17 protein-coding genes and 1 tRNA gene are annotated in these 20,747 nt (G+C 33.3%); 10 read left to right on the top strand and 8 right to left on the bottom strand.

Going from position 1 to position 20,747, the window contains the following annotated elements; translation table 11 throughout:
* Window positions 1-83: 83 nt before the first annotated feature.
* Window positions 84-2,555, top strand: coding sequence for a T9SS type A sorting domain-containing protein (locus tag C1H87_RS10910; protein WP_102755840.1), 2,472 nt, complete (start codon window positions 84-86; stop codon window positions 2,553-2,555).
* Here C1H87_RS10910 and C1H87_RS10915 read toward each other — a convergent pair whose 3' ends face one another.
* The 4 genes from C1H87_RS10915 to gdhA form a co-directional block, all read right to left on the bottom strand.
* Window positions 2,556-4,967: a TonB-dependent receptor gene (locus tag C1H87_RS10915; protein ID WP_102755841.1), complete on the bottom strand. Its 2,412-nt coding sequence runs from the start codon at window positions 4,965-4,967 to the stop codon at window positions 2,556-2,558.
* Between the two features lie 3 nt (window positions 4,968-4,970).
* Window positions 4,971-5,690, bottom strand: coding sequence for a DNA repair protein RecO (recO, locus tag C1H87_RS10920; protein ID WP_102755842.1), 720 nt, complete (start codon window positions 5,688-5,690; stop codon window positions 4,971-4,973).
* On the bottom strand, window positions 5,690-8,041 hold the full coding sequence (gene porZ / locus C1H87_RS10925) for a type IX secretion system anionic LPS delivery protein PorZ (RefSeq protein WP_102755843.1): 2,352 nt from the start codon (window positions 8,039-8,041) through the stop codon (window positions 5,690-5,692). The genes recO and porZ overlap by 1 nt, the downstream gene beginning before the upstream one ends.
* Window positions 8,042-8,164: 123 nt before the next feature.
* Window positions 8,165-9,508, bottom strand: a complete 1,344-nt coding sequence (gene gdhA / locus C1H87_RS10930) for an NADP-specific glutamate dehydrogenase (RefSeq protein WP_102755844.1) — start codon at window positions 9,506-9,508, stop codon at window positions 8,165-8,167.
* A gap of 411 nt (window positions 9,509-9,919) precedes the next feature.
* Here gdhA and C1H87_RS10935 point away from each other — a divergent pair, with 411 nt between their 5' ends.
* Window positions 9,920-10,714 carry a THC0290_0291 family protein gene (locus C1H87_RS10935; protein WP_102758239.1) on the top strand — a complete coding sequence of 265 codons (795 nt, stop codon included), beginning with the start codon at window positions 9,920-9,922 and terminating at the stop codon, window positions 10,712-10,714.
* A gap of 18 nt (window positions 10,715-10,732) precedes the next feature.
* Here C1H87_RS10935 and C1H87_RS10940 read toward each other — a convergent pair whose 3' ends face one another.
* Window positions 10,733-11,872, bottom strand: a complete 1,140-nt coding sequence (locus tag C1H87_RS10940) for a cystathionine gamma-synthase (protein WP_102755845.1) — start codon at window positions 11,870-11,872, stop codon at window positions 10,733-10,735.
* A gap of 175 nt (window positions 11,873-12,047) precedes the next feature.
* Here C1H87_RS10940 and C1H87_RS10945 point away from each other — a divergent pair, with 175 nt between their 5' ends.
* Window positions 12,048-12,767, top strand: coding sequence for a DUF3298 and DUF4163 domain-containing protein (locus C1H87_RS10945; RefSeq protein WP_102755846.1), 720 nt, complete (start codon window positions 12,048-12,050; stop codon window positions 12,765-12,767).
* On the opposite strand, the gene C1H87_RS10950 is transcribed toward C1H87_RS10945, so the two are convergent.
* Window positions 12,747-13,211 carry a DinB family protein gene (locus C1H87_RS10950; protein WP_102755847.1) on the bottom strand — a complete coding sequence of 155 codons (465 nt, stop codon included), beginning with the start codon at window positions 13,209-13,211 and terminating at the stop codon, window positions 12,747-12,749. The two genes, C1H87_RS10945 and C1H87_RS10950, sit on opposite strands and share 21 nt — an antisense overlap.
* 163 nt (window positions 13,212-13,374) lie before the next feature.
* Between C1H87_RS10950 and C1H87_RS10955 the strand changes: the two genes are divergently transcribed.
* From C1H87_RS10955 to C1H87_RS10965, 3 genes are all read left to right on the top strand, one after another.
* Complete coding sequence (locus tag C1H87_RS10955) at window positions 13,375-13,731, top strand: arsenate reductase family protein (RefSeq protein ID WP_102755848.1); 357 nt, start codon at window positions 13,375-13,377, stop codon at window positions 13,729-13,731.
* Between the two features lie 111 nt (window positions 13,732-13,842).
* Entirely contained in the window at window positions 13,843-14,133 is a 291-nt protein-coding gene (locus C1H87_RS10960) for a helix-turn-helix domain-containing protein (RefSeq protein ID WP_102755849.1), read from the top strand.
* A complete protein-coding gene (locus C1H87_RS10965) occupies window positions 14,133-15,365 on the top strand; it encodes a type II toxin-antitoxin system HipA family toxin (protein ID WP_102755850.1) in 1,233 nt (410 codons plus the stop codon). Before C1H87_RS10960 ends, C1H87_RS10965 begins: the two co-directional genes overlap by 1 nt.
* Window positions 15,366-15,448: 83 nt before the next feature.
* On the opposite strand, the gene C1H87_RS10970 is transcribed toward C1H87_RS10965, so the two are convergent.
* Both C1H87_RS10970 and rseP read right to left on the bottom strand, forming a co-directional pair.
* A tRNA-Asn gene (locus C1H87_RS10970) sits at window positions 15,449-15,522 on the bottom strand.
* A gap of 73 nt (window positions 15,523-15,595) precedes the next feature.
* Entirely contained in the window at window positions 15,596-16,936 is a 1,341-nt protein-coding gene (rseP, locus tag C1H87_RS10975) for an RIP metalloprotease RseP (protein WP_102755851.1), read from the bottom strand.
* A 229-nt stretch (window positions 16,937-17,165) separates the two neighbouring features.
* Between rseP and C1H87_RS10980 the strand changes: the two genes are divergently transcribed.
* The 4 genes from C1H87_RS10980 (at window position 17,166) to C1H87_RS10995 (ending at window position 20,493) form a co-directional block, all read left to right on the top strand.
* Window positions 17,166-17,840 carry an SCO family protein gene (locus tag C1H87_RS10980; RefSeq protein WP_102755852.1) on the top strand — a complete coding sequence of 225 codons (675 nt, stop codon included), beginning with the start codon at window positions 17,166-17,168 and terminating at the stop codon, window positions 17,838-17,840.
* A gap of 72 nt (window positions 17,841-17,912) precedes the next feature.
* Entirely contained in the window at window positions 17,913-18,149 is a 237-nt protein-coding gene (locus C1H87_RS10985) for a FeoA family protein (RefSeq protein ID WP_102755853.1), read from the top strand.
* Window positions 18,142-20,241 (top strand): ferrous iron transport protein B, encoded by a 2,100-nt coding sequence (gene feoB / locus C1H87_RS10990; RefSeq protein WP_102755854.1) that lies wholly within the window; start codon window positions 18,142-18,144, stop codon window positions 20,239-20,241. Before C1H87_RS10985 ends, feoB begins: the two co-directional genes overlap by 8 nt.
* A gap of 114 nt (window positions 20,242-20,355) precedes the next feature.
* The gene (locus tag C1H87_RS10995; protein WP_102755855.1) at window positions 20,356-20,493 is read left to right on the top strand and encodes a FeoB-associated Cys-rich membrane protein; all 138 of its coding nucleotides are present in this window, start codon (window positions 20,356-20,358) and stop codon (window positions 20,491-20,493) included.
* Window positions 20,494-20,747 lie beyond the last annotated feature (254 nt).

A 20,747-nucleotide genomic window follows, 5' to 3' on the forward strand; every position in this document is an offset into this window, starting at 1 on the left:
AATAAACAATAAGACAAAAAATATATAAAAACCAAATCCACTGTACTGAACGTAGTTATAGTATAGTTTTTAAACTAACCATTATGAAAAGAATTACTCTATTTAAATCTCTTGCTTTTTTAGTTATGTGTCTTTGTGTAATCCCCTTTGGATTTGGACAAACTATACTTACAGCGGGAGATATTGCAATAACAGGTTTTAACTCTGATAACCCAGATCAATTTTCTTTTGTTTTATTAACAGACGTCACTAATTCAACTACAATTAATTTTACTGATAATGGTTGGCTATCTACTAGTAGCTTTAGAGCGGGCGAAGGTACAATAACTTGGACAGCAACATCCGACTTACCTTGTGGTATAGAAATAATAATTACCGACAATAGTCCTTTTTCTGCTTCTATCGGTAACGTCACCGATAGCCCTAGCTTTCAATTATCTACTAGTGGCGATCAAATATTGGCTTATCAAGGTTTAGCTAGCTCACCAACTTTCATATTTGCTGTAAATTTTGAAGGAGTTGGCTGGTCAGATGCTACCAATTCAAATGACACAGCTTTACCAACAGGTTTAACAGATGGTATAAATGCTTTAGATGTGGGAGAAACTGATAATGGTATTTACGACTGCTCTGTCACCAGTAACTTTTCTGCTGTCTTAACAGCAACATCTACAAACACTAATTGGAACATCTCTGGTTCTATATTAACTATTGGTAGTTGTTTTTATTCATGCACCACATGTTCAGGAGGAATCGTTACATGGGATGGGGCATGGAGTGGCACACCAGATTTGACAACTCAAGTAATTATAGATGCCGATTATAATACAGGAAATGGTGGAAGTGAAATAAGTTTTAGTGCTTGTAGTTTAAAAGTCAATAATGGTTTTACTTTAAACATAGCAGATAACACATATATAGAAGTTCAAAACGATATTACTGTAGATCCTGGTACAGGCTCTTCTATTGTGGTACAACCAAATGGTTCTGTTGTTCAAGTTGATGACTCAGCGTCAGTAACCGTGACTAATAATGGAACAATAACCGTAACGAAAAGAACAGCCCCAGCAAACGCATGGTATGAATATACTTATTGGAGTTCCCCTGTTTCTGGAGCGGATATTGCTAATGGATTAACCGAAGCTCAAGTCGATAGGCGTTTTGTTTTTGATGCTCAGAGCTTTTTAGATGCAGAAACAGAAACAAATAATGATAATGTTCCTATACCTGGCTATGATGATATTGACGATAATGGTGATGCTTGGCAATCTGTAAGTAGTTCAACAATTATGACACCTGGAGTTGGCTATGCTTCAACCCATGATAGGTTAATATTTAATAGTAGCCCTGCAAGTCAATTCATATATGATTTTGTAGGTCCATTTAATAATGGCATTATAACCGTACCTATATATAGAAATGATTCGGAATCAGGTGATAAAAATTTGAATTTTATTGGGAATCCTTACCCAAGTGCTATTAGTGTAAATTCGTTTTTTGCTGCGAACAGTGATATAGATGGAGCTATATATATTTGGTCACATAACACACCTCCTTCAGCAGTTGCGAACGGTAATGAACAAATTAATTTTTCAGATTTAGATTATGCCGTTATTAATGGTTTAACTGAAACTCAAGGAGGAGACCCTATTACTCCTAATAGATTTATTCCCTCAGGACAAGGCTTTTTTGTAACTTACTCTGATGCTGCCATTCCAATCTCTACTACCGGAGATATTAGTCAGGGTCAAGTTGTTTTTAATAACTCTATGCGAATGGCTGATGGGACTAGTAATAGTCAATTTTTCAAAAACTCCGATACTAAAAAAGATAATCCAACAAGTGTAAACAATATTTTATGGATTGATTTAACCTCAAGCTTAGGTGCTTTTAATCAAATAGCCATAGGCTATGCCGATGGGGCTACAGATGGAGATGATGGTTTGTATTATGATGCAACCAAAACTATATCCTATATGACCACCTCTGCAATTTATTCCCTAATAAGTGACACTAATGTTAATAAGAAGTTCACCATTCAAGGTAAAGATGTAACCAGTTTAACAACCGATGAAATTATTCCTTTAGGGTTTTACACTTCAAAACCATCAGATACAGAATATAAATTCTCAATGCCTAAATATCAAGGTGAATTTTTATCCAATAATACAGTTTATTTAAAAGATAACTTACTTAATAAACTACACGATTTATCTGCAAGCGATTATACTTTTACATCAGAAATTGGGGAATTTAATGATCGTTTTGAAATCGTATTTAATGTAACTGCACTATCTACTAATGATGATTTATTAGCAGAAAACACCTTAAACATTATAACATTAAACAATGGTTATGTACGATTCAGTACTTCAAATAACTTAAGTATAAAAACGGTTACTGTTTACGATGCTCTGGGAAGGGCCTTATACAACTTTAAAGGTCAAAATAGCTCTGAAACTTATAGACTTTCTAATTTAGGCAGTAGTATTTATATTGCTGAAGTAACATTATCAAATGGCGTGGTTGTTACAAAAAAAGCTATTAAGAAATAATTACAAACTGTATTTTAAAGACACTATAAAATTTCTTCCTGCCGCGGCTATTCCAGAAGAATACGTTTTATAACGTTGGTCTGTGATATTCTCTAAACTCGCAGTAATTGTTGTTGAATTAGATATTTGGTATTGTGTTCTAAAATTAAGCGTGTGCCAAGAAGGACTGTAAGGGTTTCCATTTCTATCGAGGGCATAGATATAATCTTTTCCAACTTCAGAAGGTGCTAATTCATCAAAGGAAAGTTCATTGTTATAATTTGCAAAAACATCCAATTTAAGACCTTTAGACACCCAAATTAAATGCGTATTTCCAAAATTAGGTGCGACATGACGAATAGGCACTTCTATATCGCCCGCTTCTTCTGTACCTCCAATAATGCTGTATTGGGATGTTAAATGAAGTTGATTTGTAATGATCGCTTTTAAACCTACTTCAAAACCATAAATCCAGGCTTTAGAAGCATTTTGTATGGCCTGCACATTACTTAACTCTCCATCGTAAAGAATCTCTGTTTCGCCATTTAAATTATAATCCCTACGCACTAAAGCATTATCTAAATATGTATAATACGTACTCATGTCTAATATGACTCTTCTATCGAAGTCGAGTTTTAATCCTAATTCACCACCATATGCATATTCCGGTCTTAAAGTTTCGTTAGGAACTACCACCGAACCTGGTTCGGAGTCGAATACTTTACCTATATCGTCAATATTAGGCGCTCTAAAAGCAGAGGATGCGTTTAGCTTCCATTGCATGGTTCTATTTGGAGACCACCTAATACCTGCTGTTCCTGTAAGTGCACCTGCCTTATTTTTAGATGATGAAAAAGGCAAATTCAAAAAGACATTGTTTTCTCTAAAATCGGCTTTGGAAACAACGTGATTAAAACGTATCCCTGATTGAAAAACAAATTTTGAATTTGGCTTGTATTTAATACTTGAATATACTGCTGCCGATTGCCAACTGGCTCCATTTGGATATCTAGAAACAGATGGAGAACTAACACCTATAGAAATATTCTCTTCTTTTCCATGAGACATTACTTTGTTATACACATATTCTAGTCCATAAAAAAATTGTGTTTTTGGACTTAGCGTTTTTTCTAGATCCAAATTAAATGAATAGGCATCCACCGCCTCTTCTCTTATATTCCTAATAGACGATTGAAAATCCCTGTCCATTCTACTTTCCTGAAAGTTCTGGTACGCTAAAGTTGCTTGAATTTTATCGTGCAAATTAGAATTGCTACTTAACTTGGTAATCTGAAGGTTAGACATAAACCATTGCTGTGGTCCATAGTTCCATTCTGCAGAACGCAAGGTGTTATTTCTATATCTTATTAATCGATCGTATCTAGGAATGTCTGATGTTCTGGTATAATATAAGCCTAAATCAAAACTTAAGTTTTTATAAGGCTCATAACGCACTTTTTGCATCATGTTTAATTGGTCGTATCCTGAAAATTTTTGAACCCTTGGGTCGTTATTTTCAACGATAACATCTCCTGTATCATTTGTTAAAACAAATTCAGGTCTTAAATAGTCATCTGGGCCATTTTTACCCATCTTTAAATCTCCAAAACTTGTATAACTACCATTAGTTACAAACGCCCATTTTTTATAGCCTAAATTAAAATCAAAATGTCCTGTTTTTTCATCACTGGCAGACGAGTATCTTGTAATGATGTTTGATTTAAATAGCAAGGAATCTGAATGAGATAATTCTGGTTTTTGGGTATAAAAACTCATAACACCTCCAATAGCATCACTTCCATAAATTACAGCGCCAGAACCTAAAGTAACTTCTGTATTTTGAACCGAAAACGGATCGACAGCAATAACATTTTGCAAGTTTCCGCCTCTAAAAATGGCATTATTCATTCTTACGCCATCTACAGTAATTAACAATCTGTTGGTAGCAAACCCTCTTATCATCGGACTTCCACCTCCTAATTGACTTTTTTGGATAAACACTTTTCCTGAGTTCTCTAACAAATCGGCGCTGGTTTGCGGATTTGAAAATTGAATGCTTGCTCTGTTTACACTAATTATTTTTTGTGGAATGTCTCTTTTGCTTTGTTCAAATTTTGAAGCCGAAATAACAATTTCTTCCAATCCTTGGGTATTGGACGTTAAATACACTCTATTTAAATTACTTAATTGAAGTTTTGTTATCTTTTTTAAAACATGCGATAAATGTTTAAAGTAAATCGTTTCGGTATCTGAAAACTTACTTAAGTCTGCTTCACCTCTAAAATTAGTAACTACACTTTGCGATTTATCAACATTATAAATAGCCACTCCAAAAATAGGTTCTTTTGTGAGCTCACTAAATACTCTTATGTTCTGTGCTTGAAAAGATATAGAAACAAGTAAGGAAAAGAAAATAGTAAAAAGAAACTTCATGTTTTAATTAAAAACTTGATTAAATATCTGCAATGATTTGGGCGTTTTAAAACTCCCCAAATGTAACTCAAAATATAGCAAAATCATACTTAAAAATGACTGTCTTTGTTTTGCATTGATTTCCACAGTATTTAAAGCATCAAATGTTGTGCCTAATAACTGCTTTAGGAGTGTTAAATTTTGCCCAGATATAGTATATCTATCTTGCGACCTTGTTTCAAACCTGCCTTCACTCAAATTAAAGAAGGGATAGTCCACATTTTTTGTATCCGGATAAAACCCCAAATACTTTGTTAAATTAAGTAAAAATAATAAATGAAAATTTGAATATTCTGTATGTGTATCAAGCCATAATAATGTCGTTTCAATATAGCTATAAAGCACCTCGTTCTTTTCCTCTTCCTTAAGTGTATTTGATAATACTTCGGATAGAAACATAACAATAGAACTCTTTAAAACGTTCGAGTGTAAACTTGCATAAATATTATTTAACCTCGTCTCCTTTATAGCTTGCAACGACCTATTGTTCTTGTATACAATAACTAGTTGTAACTGTGAAAGCAATTGAAAGTAAGCTATCTTAGAATTACCTTTTTTGCTTTTTAAAACGCCCCTTAACAAAAAGCTTACTACCCCCAGTTGTTGTGTATAACATCTAACTATTAAGTCGTTATCTCTGTATTTTAGTTTGGATAAAACTATGGCATTTGTAGTAATTAGCATTATCTAACAACCATTAGTTTTAAAACTTTAGTTTCGAGTGAATCCAAATCGGAGAGCATAATTAAGTAAACTCCAGAAGCAACAACATTGTTTGCCATATTTTTTCCATTCCAATAAGCAGTGCCCCCATCTATTTCGAGGTTATATCCGCTATATCTCTGGTTCGTTCTAGACTGTGCTTCGGCTACTAAATTACCTTCAATATCTGTTATCTTAATATTTACATTTTCTGATATGTCCTTTATCTTTACCTTTTCATCTACTACGTTAAATGTTGGCCTTACTGGGTTAGGATATACATGGGCGCTTTCTAAACCTTCTAATGGACTCGATCCTCCGGATCGGAAAGATACAAGCCCTTTACTTGTGGCAATATAAACAATACCGTTAGCTGAATCCAGCGAAACATCCCTAATACTACTTGACGGTAATGGTGAATTATCCTTAGTGAAATGAAATATCGTTTTTTTACCATCTGAAGAAAAATAAAACAACCCTGAATCTGCTGTACCAATCCATTTATTGTTCGAACCATCTACTTCAATATCAGTTATAAATTGCTCAAATAATAGTTCTTTGCCAACACCTTCTTCTTCAATAAAAATTTCTGTTACTTTAACATTATCGTCTGTAAAAAAGTTTGAGGTATTAAACAAAACACGCAATCCATTTAAGGTTCCTATCCATAATTGATTACGTTTATCCATTGCCACTGCAGTAGCTAACTCAATTGGCATATTCTCATCTTGTTTACTAATACTTTTAATTAATTGAGCCCCCCCATTTTCATTAAAACCTATAACTCCAAATTTATAACTAGCAATCCATTTAGTATCATCAGGCCCAATTACTAAATCGGCAAAACCTAAATTCCCTCCAGAAAAACCATCAGAAATAATATCTGTAAAACTATAAGATTCCCATCGGTTTGTTGATGGGTTATACGATTTTAAAGGATCATCTATTAACGTTGTTGTTGTCCACAATAATCCATTTTTATCAAACAAAGTTGGCCCCACACGTATATCGATATAATTAGGGTCATCTGGGAGAGTTAAAGATTCCAAACCACTGTTAGTTTCATTATATAAAATGGTTGGAATGTCTTCATTAACTTCTAATAATCCACTAAAAAATGAACTTATAAACACCTGATTTGTGTTAAGTGGGTTGATAGCAACATTGTTTAAACATCTTGCTTCAAAAACGTCACTATACTGGGTATTTATCCAATTACCATCTTTTAAATGACTAAATCCTCGACTATTTAATGGATAAGGATTATAAAAAAAACTATATTCTCCAAAAGTAACCCACAAACCACCGGGCTCTGCCTCAATTGAAAATGGAATATTTAGCAGTGGTCCATCTGGATGTACTTCTTCATAAACTGTTGGATTTACCAACAGCGTTTTTAAAATGCCAAAATCTCTAGTACCAATATAAATACTCTCTGAGTCTATAATAGCAGCATTATACTGGGTATCAAAAGAAGGATCAATAAAAGCTTGGGATGTTATATTAAAACTTGTATCGTAAACAAATACCTCTTTTTGAGTAGTGACTACTAGATTCTCATTAACAGTTCTCATATCCATTGGGATATCGGGATATAAAAACCTTTCTGTTAAAACATCATTCGCTATTTGATAAATCCTTCTATTTGTCCCTATTGCATATAACTTATCTACTTGAGATTCTATAGACAGCCAGTTTCCCGAATTAATTGTTTGCCAATTTTGAAAATCTATAAGGTTCGGGCTAGCCACAAGTGCTTTTCTAAGACCACTTCCGTCCATGCAAGCTGCATAAATATAATCGCCAAAAATAGTGGTTTGATTAACTTGAATTTGACTTCCGCCATTACCAATAAAATAGGTGTCTCCAAATTCCAACCTTTCTAAATTAAAAACCGAGATTCCAAAATTGGTCGACACGTATAAAACATCTTGGTAAGCGTTAAAGTGATTTATTCTTTTATCTGTTGTTGGAATGGTAGGCTTATTGATTATATCAACCACAGAAATAATAGCATCATCGTTATCGAAAACTATTTCTATTAAGCCATTCTCATATCCAATAACTAATAGTTCGTAGGTTTCACTATAATAAATAGTAGAAATAGTTTCTCCCGACAAACCATTAACAGTATTAATCTCTTCTATTTCGTTGGTTTGAGTATCTAAACTAAAAATGGCATTTTCTGAAGCGGCATAAATCCTATTATTACCAGATGATACATCCTTTATATTATTATATGAAAAATGACCTTTCCACAATGCAGAATAATCTTGAGAAAACTGCAATAATGGACACAAGAAGATAATAAAGATAGCTAGTCTTTTAAACATAAATGTTGTTTAAGTATTCAAATATATTTATAACTAACGAGTTTTACTTCAAAATAATATAATTTAAAGTAAAAAGCTTCTCATGTATGAGAAGCTTTTTATCTATTTATTCTTAATAATTAATTACACAATACCTTGCGCCAACATAGCATCTGCAACTTTTACAAATCCTGCAATATTAGCTCCTTTAACATAATCAATGTAACCATTCTCATCTTTTCCATATTCTGTACAAGAATCGTGAATGTTAGACATAATTTCCTTTAATTTTAAATCGACTTCTTCTCTAGTCCAATTAAATCTTAATGAGTTTTGGGTCATTTCTAAACCTGAAGTAGCCACACCACCTGCATTGGATGCTTTACCTGGCGCAAATAATATTTTAGCTTTATGAAATGCAGTAATAGCCCCTTTAGTTGAAGGCATATTAGCACCTTCACTTACACAAATACATCCATTACTTAAAAGAGTATTTGCATCATCTTCATTAAGCTCATTTTGAGTTGCACATGGTAATGCTATATCGCACTTAACTTCCCAAGGCGTCCTTCCTTTAACGAATTTTGCATTTGGATACGTTTCTAAATACTCACTTATTCTTCCACGTCTCTCATTTTTCAACTCCATGACAAAAGCCAGCTTTTCGGTATCAATTCCATCTTCGTCGTAAATATAACCAGAAGAATCTGAGAGTGTTAAAACTTTACCTCCCAACTGTATAGTTTTTTCCGCTGCATACTGTGCAACATTTCCAGATCCAGATATCACGACATCTTTTCCTTTAAAACTATCTTCTTTAGTTTCTAGCATTTTCTCTGCAAAATAAACAGTACCGTATCCTGTAGCTTCTGGTCTAATTAAAGAACCACCCCAAGACATACCCTTACCTGTTAAAACACCTGTAAAACCATTACTTATTTTTTTATACATTCCGAAAAGGAAACCAATTTCTCTTGCTCCTACACCAATATCTCCTGCTGGAACATCTGTATTATGACCAATGTGCCTAAATAATTCACTCATAAACGAATGACAAAAACGCATAATTTCGTTATCACTCTTTCCTTTAGGGTCAAAGTCACTTCCTCCTTTTCCACCTCCCATAGGTAACGTAGTAAGACTATTTTTAAAGACTTGCTCGAATGCTAAGAATTTTAAAATACTCATATTAACCGTTGGGTGAAAACGTAATCCTCCTTTATAAGGACCAATAGCAGAATTCATTTGAATTCTATACCCTCTATTAACGCGTATTTCTCCCTTGTCATCTACCCAACAAACTCTAAACGTAACAACACGCTCTGGCTCAACCATTCTTAAAAGAATATTTTTGCCATAATATATATCATTCTCTATAATATAAGGGATAACAGTTTCTGCAACTTCCTCTACGGCCTGTAAAAATTCTGGTTCGTGACCATTTCTTTCTTTTACCAGATCCAAAAATGATTCAATATTACTTTTCATACACACTAAATTGTATTATTAATTATTATTTAAAAAATAAGTGATTTAACGCCACAAATATACGTTATCTTTAAAAATAACGTGTGTATTTTTTTAAATTCGCAATAAATAATTTTAATGAACCATTAGGGGAATCTATCAATATGGTATTTTGTATAACTTTATATACTTTTTAAAAAAAATATAGTAAAAACCGTGCAAAATAATTTAATAGTTAATAAAACTAATAATATTAAAAGACCAAATGCTAGTATCTTTGAAAAAAATAATGTTTATTTAAAACCCGTAAAATATATTTCGAATATTTTTGAAGAAATTAACTAAAATTTGTTTGTTTAACGATAAAATTTGTTTGTTTAACGAGTTTTTATATATTTGTCGTCTATAATGCCTCAAAAAAACAAAACCTTAATGAAATATATAGTTTCTGCTTTTTGCATGTTTGTTGTCTTTCAAACATCTAGTGCTCAACTAGGTTTCTCTCATGAAATTGGCGTTATTGCTGGTTCGTTGCAATTAAGATCGGATTATGGCATTCGTGAAAATACAAAAACAAATTTTGGGAATTCCGGATTTGGAGTAGGTCTAGTACATTATTTAAACTTCTCTTATAGAGCTGATTGTAACTGTTATACAACTGATAATTATTTTAATGATCATTTTAAACTAAGAAATGAAATATCTTGGAATAGAACCAAGCTTGAACATTTTGGAAAGTTTGTTGACCCTAACAGAACCTCAGAAGACGCCGAACGTTTAAGAAGTCATAGAGGTGTTGCCAAAAATTTAGACATTGGTACGCAACTTGAATTCTTTCCTCTAAGTATTCGTTCGTTTCAATCTTTTAGTTACAGGTTTACTCCCTTTGTAAGTCTTGGAGTCCATTATACCTCCTATAATCCAGAAGTTAGTACTACTTATGCAAACCCAGACCCTCTTTTAGTTGGAGATGTTCTTGAACCTAGTAACTTTTATTCTGGCTGGGATCCTGGATCGGTTGATGCTACATCAGGAAGCGCATGGTCTCTTGTTGGTAGTATTGGTGTAAGGTACAAGCTTGATAAACTTTCAGATTTAATGCTTGATTTTAGATACCAACATTATTTTAGCGATTGGGTTGATGGTCTTAATCACCAATTGGATCACAATAAAAGTAACGATAGCTTAATATGGCTTAATATTGGCTATATCTACTATTTAAACTAAAATTTTACAGAGTATAGACTAAGTTAAGGCTTGCTTTAAATCGGCAATTAAATCGTCGATGTCCTCTATTCCCACACTTAATCTAATCAAAGAATCTACAACACCTGTTTTTTCTCTTTCTTCTTTAGGAATACTCGCATGTGTCATACTTGCCGGGTGACCAGAAAGTGATTCAACACCTCCTAAAGATTCTGCTAAGGTGAAGATTTTCAAATTTTCAACAATTTTAATAGATTCTTTCATGTCATTCCCTTTAGTCGTAAAGGAAATCATGCCTCCGAAATCTTTCATTTGAGATTTAGCAATGTCATGATTAGGGTGGTTTTCAAAGCCAGGCCAGTATACATTTTCTATTTTTGGGTGGGCAGCTAAAAACTCAGCTACTGCTTTACCGTTTTCGCAATGACGTTGCATTCTAATATGCAATGTTTTTATACCCCTAAGTACCAAAAAGCTATCTTGAGGGCCACAAACAGCTCCACTAGCATTTTGTATAAAATATAATTTATCTGCCAACGCTTCATCCTTTACCACTAAAGCGCCCATAACAACATCACTATGGCCACCTAAATATTTGGTTGCTGAATGCATTACAATATCTGCTCCTAAATCCAAAGGTTGTTGTAAATATGGCGTGGCAAATGTATTATCGACAGCTAGTAATATATTATGTTTTTTTGCAATCGCAGAAACGGCCTTAACATCAATAATATTCATCATTGGGTTCGTTGGTGTTTCAACCCAAATTAACTTAGTGTTTTCATTAATATAGGCTTCAATATTTGAAGCGTCTTGCATACCCATAAAATGAAATTTTATTCCAAAATCTTGAAATACTTTAGTAAACAACCTAAAAGAACCACCATATAAATCATTAGTAGAAACGACCTCATCACCAGGTTTTAAAAGCTTAATCACAGCATCAATGGCCGCCAATCCCGATCCGAAAGCTAATCCATACGTTCCATTTTCTATACTTGCAAAAGCGTTTTCTAAAGCCTTACGGGTAGGATTATGAGTCCTTGAATATTCATACCCTTTATGCCCACCAGGAGTTGTTTGAGCATAAGTAGACGTTTGATAAATTGGAGGCATTACGGCACCATAAGCTGGATCATGTTCTTGTCCTCCGTGTATTACTTTAGTATTAAATTTCATTTTAAAAAACTTTATGCAAAGGTAAGTTTAATTCGGTGAAGCAAAAAAGATATTTGTAAACGGAATTAAACCATTCTATAATAATTAGCTTAGCCTTAACGTAAAATATTGAGGAGTAATTATGTATCCAATTCAAATGCAATAATTATCTTTAATACCATTTAAAAACCTAACTATGTTTTATAAAAAACACCTTTTAATAGTATGCTCACTTTTCATTTGTATAGCTTGTAAGGATGAAGTAAAACTATCTTTTTCAGAAATTAATGTTACTACAAACAATAATAATCTTGTTGAAGTAAACATTCCTAACGCCATTGGAAATAAAGCCATTACCAACCAGATAAATTCAGCAATAAGCGAAACTGTTATAGCTTCGTTACATATTGGAGATCCAGACACTATTGCTTCAAAGTCTATTGAGGAAAGTATTACCTCATTCAATAAAGAATTTCTAACATTTAAAACCGATTTTCCAAAAACCATAGAACAATGGGATGCACAAATAGATGGGGAAATTATATTTCAATCTCCAGAACTTATAAGCATTGCTATAACATCTTATGTAAACACAGGTGGTGCTCACGGAACAATAAACATTACATTTTTAAATTTTGAAACGGAAACAGGCAACTTAATCCCCAACGAAAAACTTTTTAAGGATATTGAAGGCTTTAAAAAAGTAACTGAAACCCATTTCTACGAAACCATTAAAAATGAAGATATAACTTTAGATATTGAGAACTTCGAATTACCTGCAAACATGGCATATGCAGAAGATGGTATTATTTTGCTGTATAATACTTACGAAATAGCTCCTTATGCAACTGGTATTATCGAGTTTACTGTTCCTTTTGAAGAAATTGATTCGTTTCTACATTTTAATAGCTTTTAAAAGCGCCATAATGTATCCTATATGCAACCCTTCATGAAAAAAGACAAATTGCAACGCATCATCTACACTGGTTAAGGTATTACCTGTAGTAGAAACTGTATATTCATTAAAAGTTTTAAAGGTTTTATTTTTATAATCTGCTTCAATTTTTTCAAGAGTTGATAGTAACAGCTGCTTCATTTCATCAACTTCTTCTTGAGTCACATCAGCTTCAGGCTTGGTGCCTTTTCCATATTTCTCAATCATACTATTAGATATCATCGTTGGTAAGCCTGATAATTTGTAAACTAAAAGTTGTCCACTCACTATTATATGTCCAACATTCCAAATAACATTATTATTAAACGTTTCGGGAATTTGGTTTAAATCTTCTAAGCTTGTTTTTTCTAAAATATTTTTAATAGAATTTCTTGTATTGGTCAATACTTCGAATGTAAATTTCATACTACTTATTTTTGGCATAAATATACTTTTTAAATGATATAATTACTTTTGTTTTATTGAAAATTATTTGTAAAAATAAGGCTTCTCTAACTTGAACCCTTAGTGCACAGTTAAGTATATTTGTACGATGTTACTTAACAACTAAAAAAACTAACAACTACGCATGAAAAAAGTATATTATTTAAAAACCTGTAGCACCTGTATTAGAATTTTAAAAGACTTAAACTTGTCTTCTGAATTCGTTTTACAGGATATTAAAACAGAGGAGATAACTGTAAAACAATTAGAGGAAATGGAAGCTCTATCGGGTAGCTATGAGTCTCTTTTTAGTAAACGCGCTAAGCTTTACAAAGAAATGGATTTAAAAAATCAACAATTAGAAGAGCGCGACTACAAACAATACATACTAGAACACTATACTTTTTTAAGCAGACCAGTTATAATAAATGGTAATCAGATTTTTATTGGTAATTCTAAAAAGACTGTTGAAGTAGCAAAAGCAGCTATTCATTCTAAATAAAAGAGAAAAATAGCTAAATCACATCAGCTTTACATTAACTTCATTTTGTAGTTAATATATTATCTATTTTGTGTATATTAGAACAATAATAGTTAATATATTATCTGTTTTATGAATAAATATAGTGTTGACAAACTTCCAAGAGATGTCCGTTTAGAAATTGCGAACAAACACAAAAAACTTCGGAAACAAAGGGGGCTATCCCAAATGGAACTGGCAGAACGCTCAGGAGTATCTCTAGGTAGCTTAAAGCGTTTTGAAACCAAAGGGCAAGTTTCTTTAGAATCCCTTTTGAAACTTGTATTTGTATTAGGTAGACTCTCTGATTTTGAAAGTGTACTGAAACCAGATAAAGGTCTTGAGCATATTGAGAAATTATTTGATTCAAAAAAGAAAAGCTGATGGAACCTATTGAAAAATTGGATATTTACCTTCGCTTTACCAACTCACCTGTTGCTGTAGGTCAAATGGTATCTGACAACGGAGCTGTTTTTTTTAAATACGACGATACTTTTATAGAAACGGGCTTAGATATTTCGCCTTTTAAATTAAAACGTTCCAATGCAATTTTAACTCCCGAAACCACTATTTTTGATGGACTCTTCGGGGTTTTTAATGATTCGCTTCCCGATGGTTGGGGCAGATTATTATTGGACAGAACGTTGCTATCAAAAAGAATCCCTCTTAACCAAATTACACCTTTACACAGATTGGCTTATGTTGGATCTGGAGGCATGGGTGCATTAACCTATAAGCCAAACCTAAACTCCGAAGTTCAGACTGACACGCTTTTGGAGTTAGATGAAATTTCCCAGGAGATGACCAAGGTATTAGAAGGTACACCTTCTGATGTTATAGAAGAATTATTCCATCTTGGTGGTTCATCCGGCGGTGCAAGGCCAAAAATCTTTGTAGGGTACAACCCTAAAACGAATCATCTTATTCATGGGTATTCGTCACTTCCTGAAGACTACGAACATTGGATAATAAAGTTTCCATCTTCAACAGATATGCATGACATAGCTCAAATAGAATATGCGTATTATAAAATGGCATTAGCTGCAGGCATTGAAATGTCTGAATGTAAATTATTCGAAGGCCCTTCCGGAAAAAAATATTTTGCAACCAAAAGGTTTGACAGAATACATAATGATCGTTTACACTTACATTCAGTAAGCGGGCTTTTAAACGATAATTTTCGTTATAGCAACTTAGACTACGGCAATATAATGGACTGTGCTTTTCGACTTGAAAATCATGTAGCAGCCTATTCAAAAGTACTTCGGTTAGCCGCCTTTAATGTTTATAGCCATAATCGGGACGATCATAGCAAGAATATTTCCTTCCTAATGAATACCGCTGGAGTATGGAAATTAGCTCCTGCATATGATCTTACTTTTTCAAATTCATCACACGGTATGCATAGCACTATGGTTGCAGGAGAGAGTAAAGCTCCAGGAGAACAACACTTATTGGAATTAGCAAATACCTTTGAAATAAAACACGCTAAAACTATTATTAATGAAGTAAAAAGTGCTATTTCCGATTGGAGAATTTACGCAAAGAACTCTGAAGTTAGTAATAATTCCAAAAAACTAATCGACAAAACATTAATGGAAATTAGCAAGAGTTAAGCAATTCTATAATTTGATATTTATTTTATTAAAAAAACGCATAAAAAAAGCCTGATATTTTCATATCAGGCTTTTAAGTTTCGCTCCTCTTCTTGGGCTCGAACCAAGGACCCTCTGATTAACAGTCAGATGCTCTAACCAACTGAGCTAAAGAGGAAGATTATCTTTCGCTTTTGCGAGCGCAAATATATATCATATTTTTAGTTACTGCAAATAAAAATCATAAAAATTTAACCAAAAATGGCTTTATAAATATCATTCCCGTTTGCAAACAAAACTAAAGCGATCAAAATGAAGAATCCAACCATTTGCGCGTACTCCATAAACTTGTCTCCCGGCTTTCTTCCAGACACCATTTCATAGAGTAAAAACATAACATGTCCACCATCTAAAGCTGGTATCGGTAATAAATTTAAAACCGCTAACATAATAGACAAGAAAGCCGTTATACCCCAAAAAGCTTCCCAGCTCCACGTATCAGGGAAAATATCAAATATGGCCTTAAAACCACCAACACCTTTATAAGCACCAGTGCTCGGACTAAAGATTAATTTTAACTGTACAAAATATGAACTTATTTGGCTTGTAAACTTATTATAACCAACACCAAAACTTTCGCCAAAAGAATACTCTTTTCTAGTTATTGATAAATACCCTAACTCTTCAAATCTGTTATAAGATCCTGTTGGATGTATTCCAAATTTACCATTGTCGTCAACCTTTAATGCTTTCTCAATTCTTTCTTCGCCTCTTAAAACATTAACAGTAACAGACTTCCCTTTAAGCGTATCTAGTACAGCAGCAAATTGATCGAAATATTTAATCTTCTTTCCATTAATCCCTTCAATAATATCGCCTTCTTTTAAATCTACGCCTTTATTTACCGAAGAATCTCCTACTCTTCCAAAAATAAACGGCATTCTTATTTCAAATAGACTTCTATCTTTACTTGTAGATAATTGTCCTAAAAAATCCTCTGGTATTTGGATGGTTTTTTCAACACCATCCCTTTTAATAGTTACAGACTCTGCTCCAATAAAGTTTCCTTTTATGTCGGAAACATTTTCAATTTTATAATCACCAATGGCAACTACATCATCACCTGTTTTAAAACCTAAATCGGTTAATAAAGGGTTATCTATTAAGTAACCATCTTGAATACTCGCTGCCGAAATATCGGTGTCTCCATAAAAGAAGGATGCAAAGATGTATATAATTAAAGCCAAAACAAAGTTCACAGTAACACCACCAAGCATAATAATTAAACGCTGCCAAGCTGGTTTAGATCGAAATTCCCATGGTTGTGGTTCCTTAGCCATTTGCTCGGTATCCATACTCTCATCGATCATTCCCGAAATCTTCACATAACCTCCTAATGGCAACCACCCTATCCCATAAACAGTCTCACCTATTTTTTTCTTGAACAATGAAAATTTTACATCAAAAAATAAATAAAACTTTTCTACTCGGGTTTTAAAAGCCTTAGCCGGAACAAAATGCCCTAACTCGTGCAATATAATTAGCAACGAAAGACTTAATAAAAATTGAGATATTTTAATAACGAACTCCATATAACTTCAATCAAATTTTTTAATCGCACAAAAGTACGTTTTTAAACCAACTTTAAAAAGACAATTAAAAGATGTAAGGGTTTTTAACATGAAATTAATTTTTAATAGAATGACATGTTGGTCTTCATAGGTAGTTTTATGCCTTTCATGGAGTTATTTCTTTTTCAATAAATTTTTAGTCACCAATGTTTCATCGTATTTTTGTATACGTTTAATTTTATCTTCTGCAATGTTATCATTTTTTAGTAAGTACAAAGTATTTGCAATCGTTTTTGCTATTATTTCCATTATTATAATTTCAATTATTTATAACACTTTAAATGTTTACCAGCCACTTCCTATTTATCAACCTACTATGGTAAGTAGCGAATTAGTAGACAGTACCATACAGTACAAAAAGAAGTATCATAAAATTGCTGATTTTTCACTTATAAATCAAAACGGAAAAACCATTACGCAAAACGATTATAAAGATAAAATATACGTAGCCGATTTCTTTTTTACCACGTGTCAGACTATATGCCCTATAATGACAGATCATATGGCGCAAATACAACAAAAAATTATTACCGACGACGACGTTATGTTACTTTCCCACTCTGTAACTCCCGAAATAGATACTGTTGCTCAACTAAAACGCTATGCAAAACAAAAAGGCGTGAACGATAGCAAATGGAATTTAGTTACTGGAGATAAAAAGCAAATATATCAGCTTGCTAGAAAGAGCTATTTAGCTGTAAAGGATAATGGCGACGGAGGCCCTTTTGACATGGTTCACACAGAAAACTTTATGCTTATTGATAAGAAACGTCAAATAAGAGGCTTTTACGATGGTACAAACGGAGAGGATATCGATCGCTTACTCGATGACATCAAAACCTTAAAAGAAGAGTATCATCAATAGTTTTTTACTAACCATTTTTTTAGACTACTTTTTTACACTATTTTTGCTTCTTTAAAATCAATCTAAATAAGCTTGCAAGACACTTTAGCACATCTTAAACGTGGTGAAAAGGGTATTATTACCGATGTTTCATCTATTCATATACCCTTAAAACTCTTAGAAATGGGATGTTTACCAGGTAGTTCTGTTCAACTAGTGCAACTTGCCCCTTTTCAAGACCCCATGTATTTAAATATTAATGGAACACATTTGGCCATTAGAAAAGAAACAGCTTCTTATATTTTAATTGAAAAAATAGCGGATGAGTAAGCAGATAAATGTCGCCTTAATTGGTAATCCTAACACAGGGAAAACATCCGTTTTTAATGCATTAACAGGATTAAATCAAAAAGTTGGGAATTACCCTGGAATTACGGTAGAAAAAAAAGAAGGTATATGTAAACTACCTCGGGGTGTTAAAGCACACATTATTGATCTTCCAGGAACCTATAGCCTCAATGCCTCTTCTCTTGATGAAAACGTTGTTATAGAACTCCTTTTAAATAAAAAAGATAAAGACTTCCCAGACATTGCAGTTGTGGTAAGCGATGTTGAAAACTTAAAACGGAACCTCTTACTTTTTACACAAATTAAAGATCTAGAAATACCAACGCTTCTAGTCATTAATATGGCAGATAGAATGATTTACAAGGGTATTTCGTTAGATATTGATTATTTGGAGGAGCACCTGCAAACCAAAATTGCTTTAACGAGCACAAGAAAGAATGAAGGTATCGCCAATTTAAAAAATCTTATTGCCAATTTTAAAGAACTTCCCGTAACACCTTGCTTAAATGCTTCGGAAATAGATCCAGAATATTTTGATAATTTACGTAAAGCCTTCCCTAATCAACTTTTATACAAACTTTGGTTGGTAATAACACAAGATGTCAACTTCGGAAAAACAGATAGAAACGAAATTGAAGCTGTAGCCAATTTTAAAACTAAAAGTAAAGGAGACTTAAAACGTTTACAGCAAAAAGAAACTATTAAGCGCTACCAGTTTATAAACAATGTTCTAAAAAAAGGACAGACTATCGATGTTTCGCAGGCCAAAGATTTGCGAACCAAACTAGATCGCATTTTAACGCATAAAGTTTGGGGGTATGCCATTTTCTTTATTATCCTGCTTATTATTTTTCAAGCCATTTACGATTGGTCTAGCATTCCAATGGATTTTATTGATGCTACTTTTGCTTCGCTTAGCGAATGGACCAAAAATCAACTACCGCAAGGCGCCTTCACCGATTTATTGGCAGAAGGTATTATTCCGGGGCTTGGAGGCATCGTTATATTTATTCCCCAAATTGCTTTCTTATTTTTATTCATCGCCGTTCTTGAAGAAAGTGGTTATATGAGCCGCGTGGTGTTTTTAATGGATCGTGTCATGAGGCGCTTTGGTTTAAGCGGTAAAAGTGTTGTGCCTTTAATTTCTGGTACGGCCTGCGCCATTCCGGCAATTATGGCCACAAGAAATATTGAAAGCTGGAAAGAACGTTTAATCACCATTCTGGTAACACCATTTACGACGTGTTCTGCAAGGCTTCCCGTTTATTTAATTATTATATCGCTAGTTATCCCAGAAGAGCGCTTTTTAGGTTTAAGCTCCCAAGCTTTAACGCTTATGCTTTTATATTTAATTGGTTTTGGAACAGCCGTTTTTTCGGCATATCTATTAAATAAAGTCCTTAAGATAAAAAGCAAAACTTTTTTTGTAATCGAAATGCCCAACTATAAACTCCCTTTGTTAAAAAATGTAGCTTTAACGGTTATTGAAAAAACAAAATCTTTCGTGTTTGGCGCTGGTAAAATCATTCTTGCCATATCTATTATCTTGTGGTTTTTAGCATCCTACGGTCCCGGCGAGCAGTTCAATAATGCCGAAAACATTATAAAAACCGAACACGCTTCCGAAAGTTTAAATGAAGACGATTTACAACAAAAAATAGCATCCCATAAATTAGAGCATTCTTTTATTGGTATAGCCGGACGTGCTATTGAACCCGCTATACGTCCGTTGGGTTACGATTGGAAAATTGGTATTGCTCTAATAAGCTCATTTGCTGCCCGCGAAGTATTTGTAAGTACATTAGCGACTATTTATAGCGTTGGTAGCGACGAAGAAGAAACCATAAAAAATAAAATGGCAAGTGAAGTTAACCCTACCCTAGGAGGTCCATTGTTTACGTTTGCATCAGGCGTTTCATTGCTTCTATTTTACGCATTTGCTATGCAATGTATGAGTACTTTAGCCATTGTAAAACGGGAAACCAATTCTTGGAAATGGCCTACTCTACAATTGGTAGTTATGACGGTTTTTGCATATATGGTAGCACTAATTGCTTTTCAGTTTTTGAAATAGATATAGGTATCAATGTAATGTGATAATCTTATAAATTGAGCTAAAAAATAACAGATTCTTTTGCTTTAGGGTAGAATAACGTAAATTTATAATAATGATTTCGACTCAATAACCATGAATACCATTATTCAAAACATACTAGTATTTACAGCTCTGGCATTGGCTTTTGGTTTTTTGTTTAAAAAATTCTTCTGGAAAAAAGCGAAATCTAAAAAAGCTTGTGGCGGTGATGATGGGTGTGGTTGTCATTAATCCTCTTAACGTAATCGATACATTAAATCATACAGATACGAGCTATTAAAAACGGTGGTATTCCGAACCAATAATGAGAAGCCTGTCTGCCGACAGCTATAGTGTATCCACATCTCTTTAATCAAGCCACGAATTACACAAATTTACACGAATGTAACTTCAATATAATGGATAGCTATCTATACTATTCATAATCACGAATCAGACTTTCAGTCTGTTTTTACAATCCAAACCCGATTTAATTTAAGGTGGGT

Origin of the sequence: Flavivirga eckloniae (genome assembly GCF_002886045.1) — a bacterium.
GTDB classification, from domain to species: domain Bacteria; phylum Bacteroidota; class Bacteroidia; order Flavobacteriales; family Flavobacteriaceae; genus Flavivirga; species Flavivirga eckloniae.

Excerpts from the sequence above, each read along its gene's own strand:
- C1H87_RS10910 (WP_102755840.1), top strand. The coding sequence starts at position 84 with ATGAAAAGAATTACTCTATTTAAATCTCTTGCTTTTTTAGTTATGTGT.
- C1H87_RS10915 (WP_102755841.1), bottom strand. The coding sequence starts at position 4,967 with ATGAAGTTTCTTTTTACTATTTTCTTTTCCTTACTTGTTTCTATATCT.
- recO (WP_102755842.1), bottom strand. The coding sequence starts at position 5,690 with ATGCTAATTACTACAAATGCCATAGTTTTATCCAAACTAAAATACAGA.
- porZ (WP_102755843.1), bottom strand. The coding sequence starts at position 8,041 with ATGTTTAAAAGACTAGCTATCTTTATTATCTTCTTGTGTCCATTATTG.
- gdhA (WP_102755844.1), bottom strand. The coding sequence starts at position 9,508 with ATGAAAAGTAATATTGAATCATTTTTGGATCTGGTAAAAGAAAGAAAT.
- C1H87_RS10935 (WP_102758239.1), top strand. The coding sequence starts at position 9,920 with ATGAAATATATAGTTTCTGCTTTTTGCATGTTTGTTGTCTTTCAAACA.
- C1H87_RS10940 (WP_102755845.1), bottom strand. The coding sequence starts at position 11,872 with ATGAAATTTAATACTAAAGTAATACACGGAGGACAAGAACATGATCCA.
- C1H87_RS10945 (WP_102755846.1), top strand. The coding sequence starts at position 12,048 with ATGTTTTATAAAAAACACCTTTTAATAGTATGCTCACTTTTCATTTGT.
- C1H87_RS10950 (WP_102755847.1), bottom strand. The coding sequence starts at position 13,211 with ATGAAATTTACATTCGAAGTATTGACCAATACAAGAAATTCTATTAAA.
- C1H87_RS10955 (WP_102755848.1), top strand. The coding sequence starts at position 13,375 with ATGAAAAAAGTATATTATTTAAAAACCTGTAGCACCTGTATTAGAATT.
- C1H87_RS10960 (WP_102755849.1), top strand. The coding sequence starts at position 13,843 with ATGAATAAATATAGTGTTGACAAACTTCCAAGAGATGTCCGTTTAGAA.
- C1H87_RS10965 (WP_102755850.1), top strand. The coding sequence starts at position 14,133 with ATGGAACCTATTGAAAAATTGGATATTTACCTTCGCTTTACCAACTCA.
- rseP (WP_102755851.1), bottom strand. The coding sequence starts at position 16,936 with ATGGAGTTCGTTATTAAAATATCTCAATTTTTATTAAGTCTTTCGTTG.
- C1H87_RS10980 (WP_102755852.1), top strand. The coding sequence starts at position 17,166 with ATGTTATCATTTTTTAGTAAGTACAAAGTATTTGCAATCGTTTTTGCT.
- feoB (WP_102755854.1), top strand. The coding sequence starts at position 18,142 with ATGAGTAAGCAGATAAATGTCGCCTTAATTGGTAATCCTAACACAGGG.
- C1H87_RS10995 (WP_102755855.1), top strand. The coding sequence starts at position 20,356 with ATGAATACCATTATTCAAAACATACTAGTATTTACAGCTCTGGCATTG.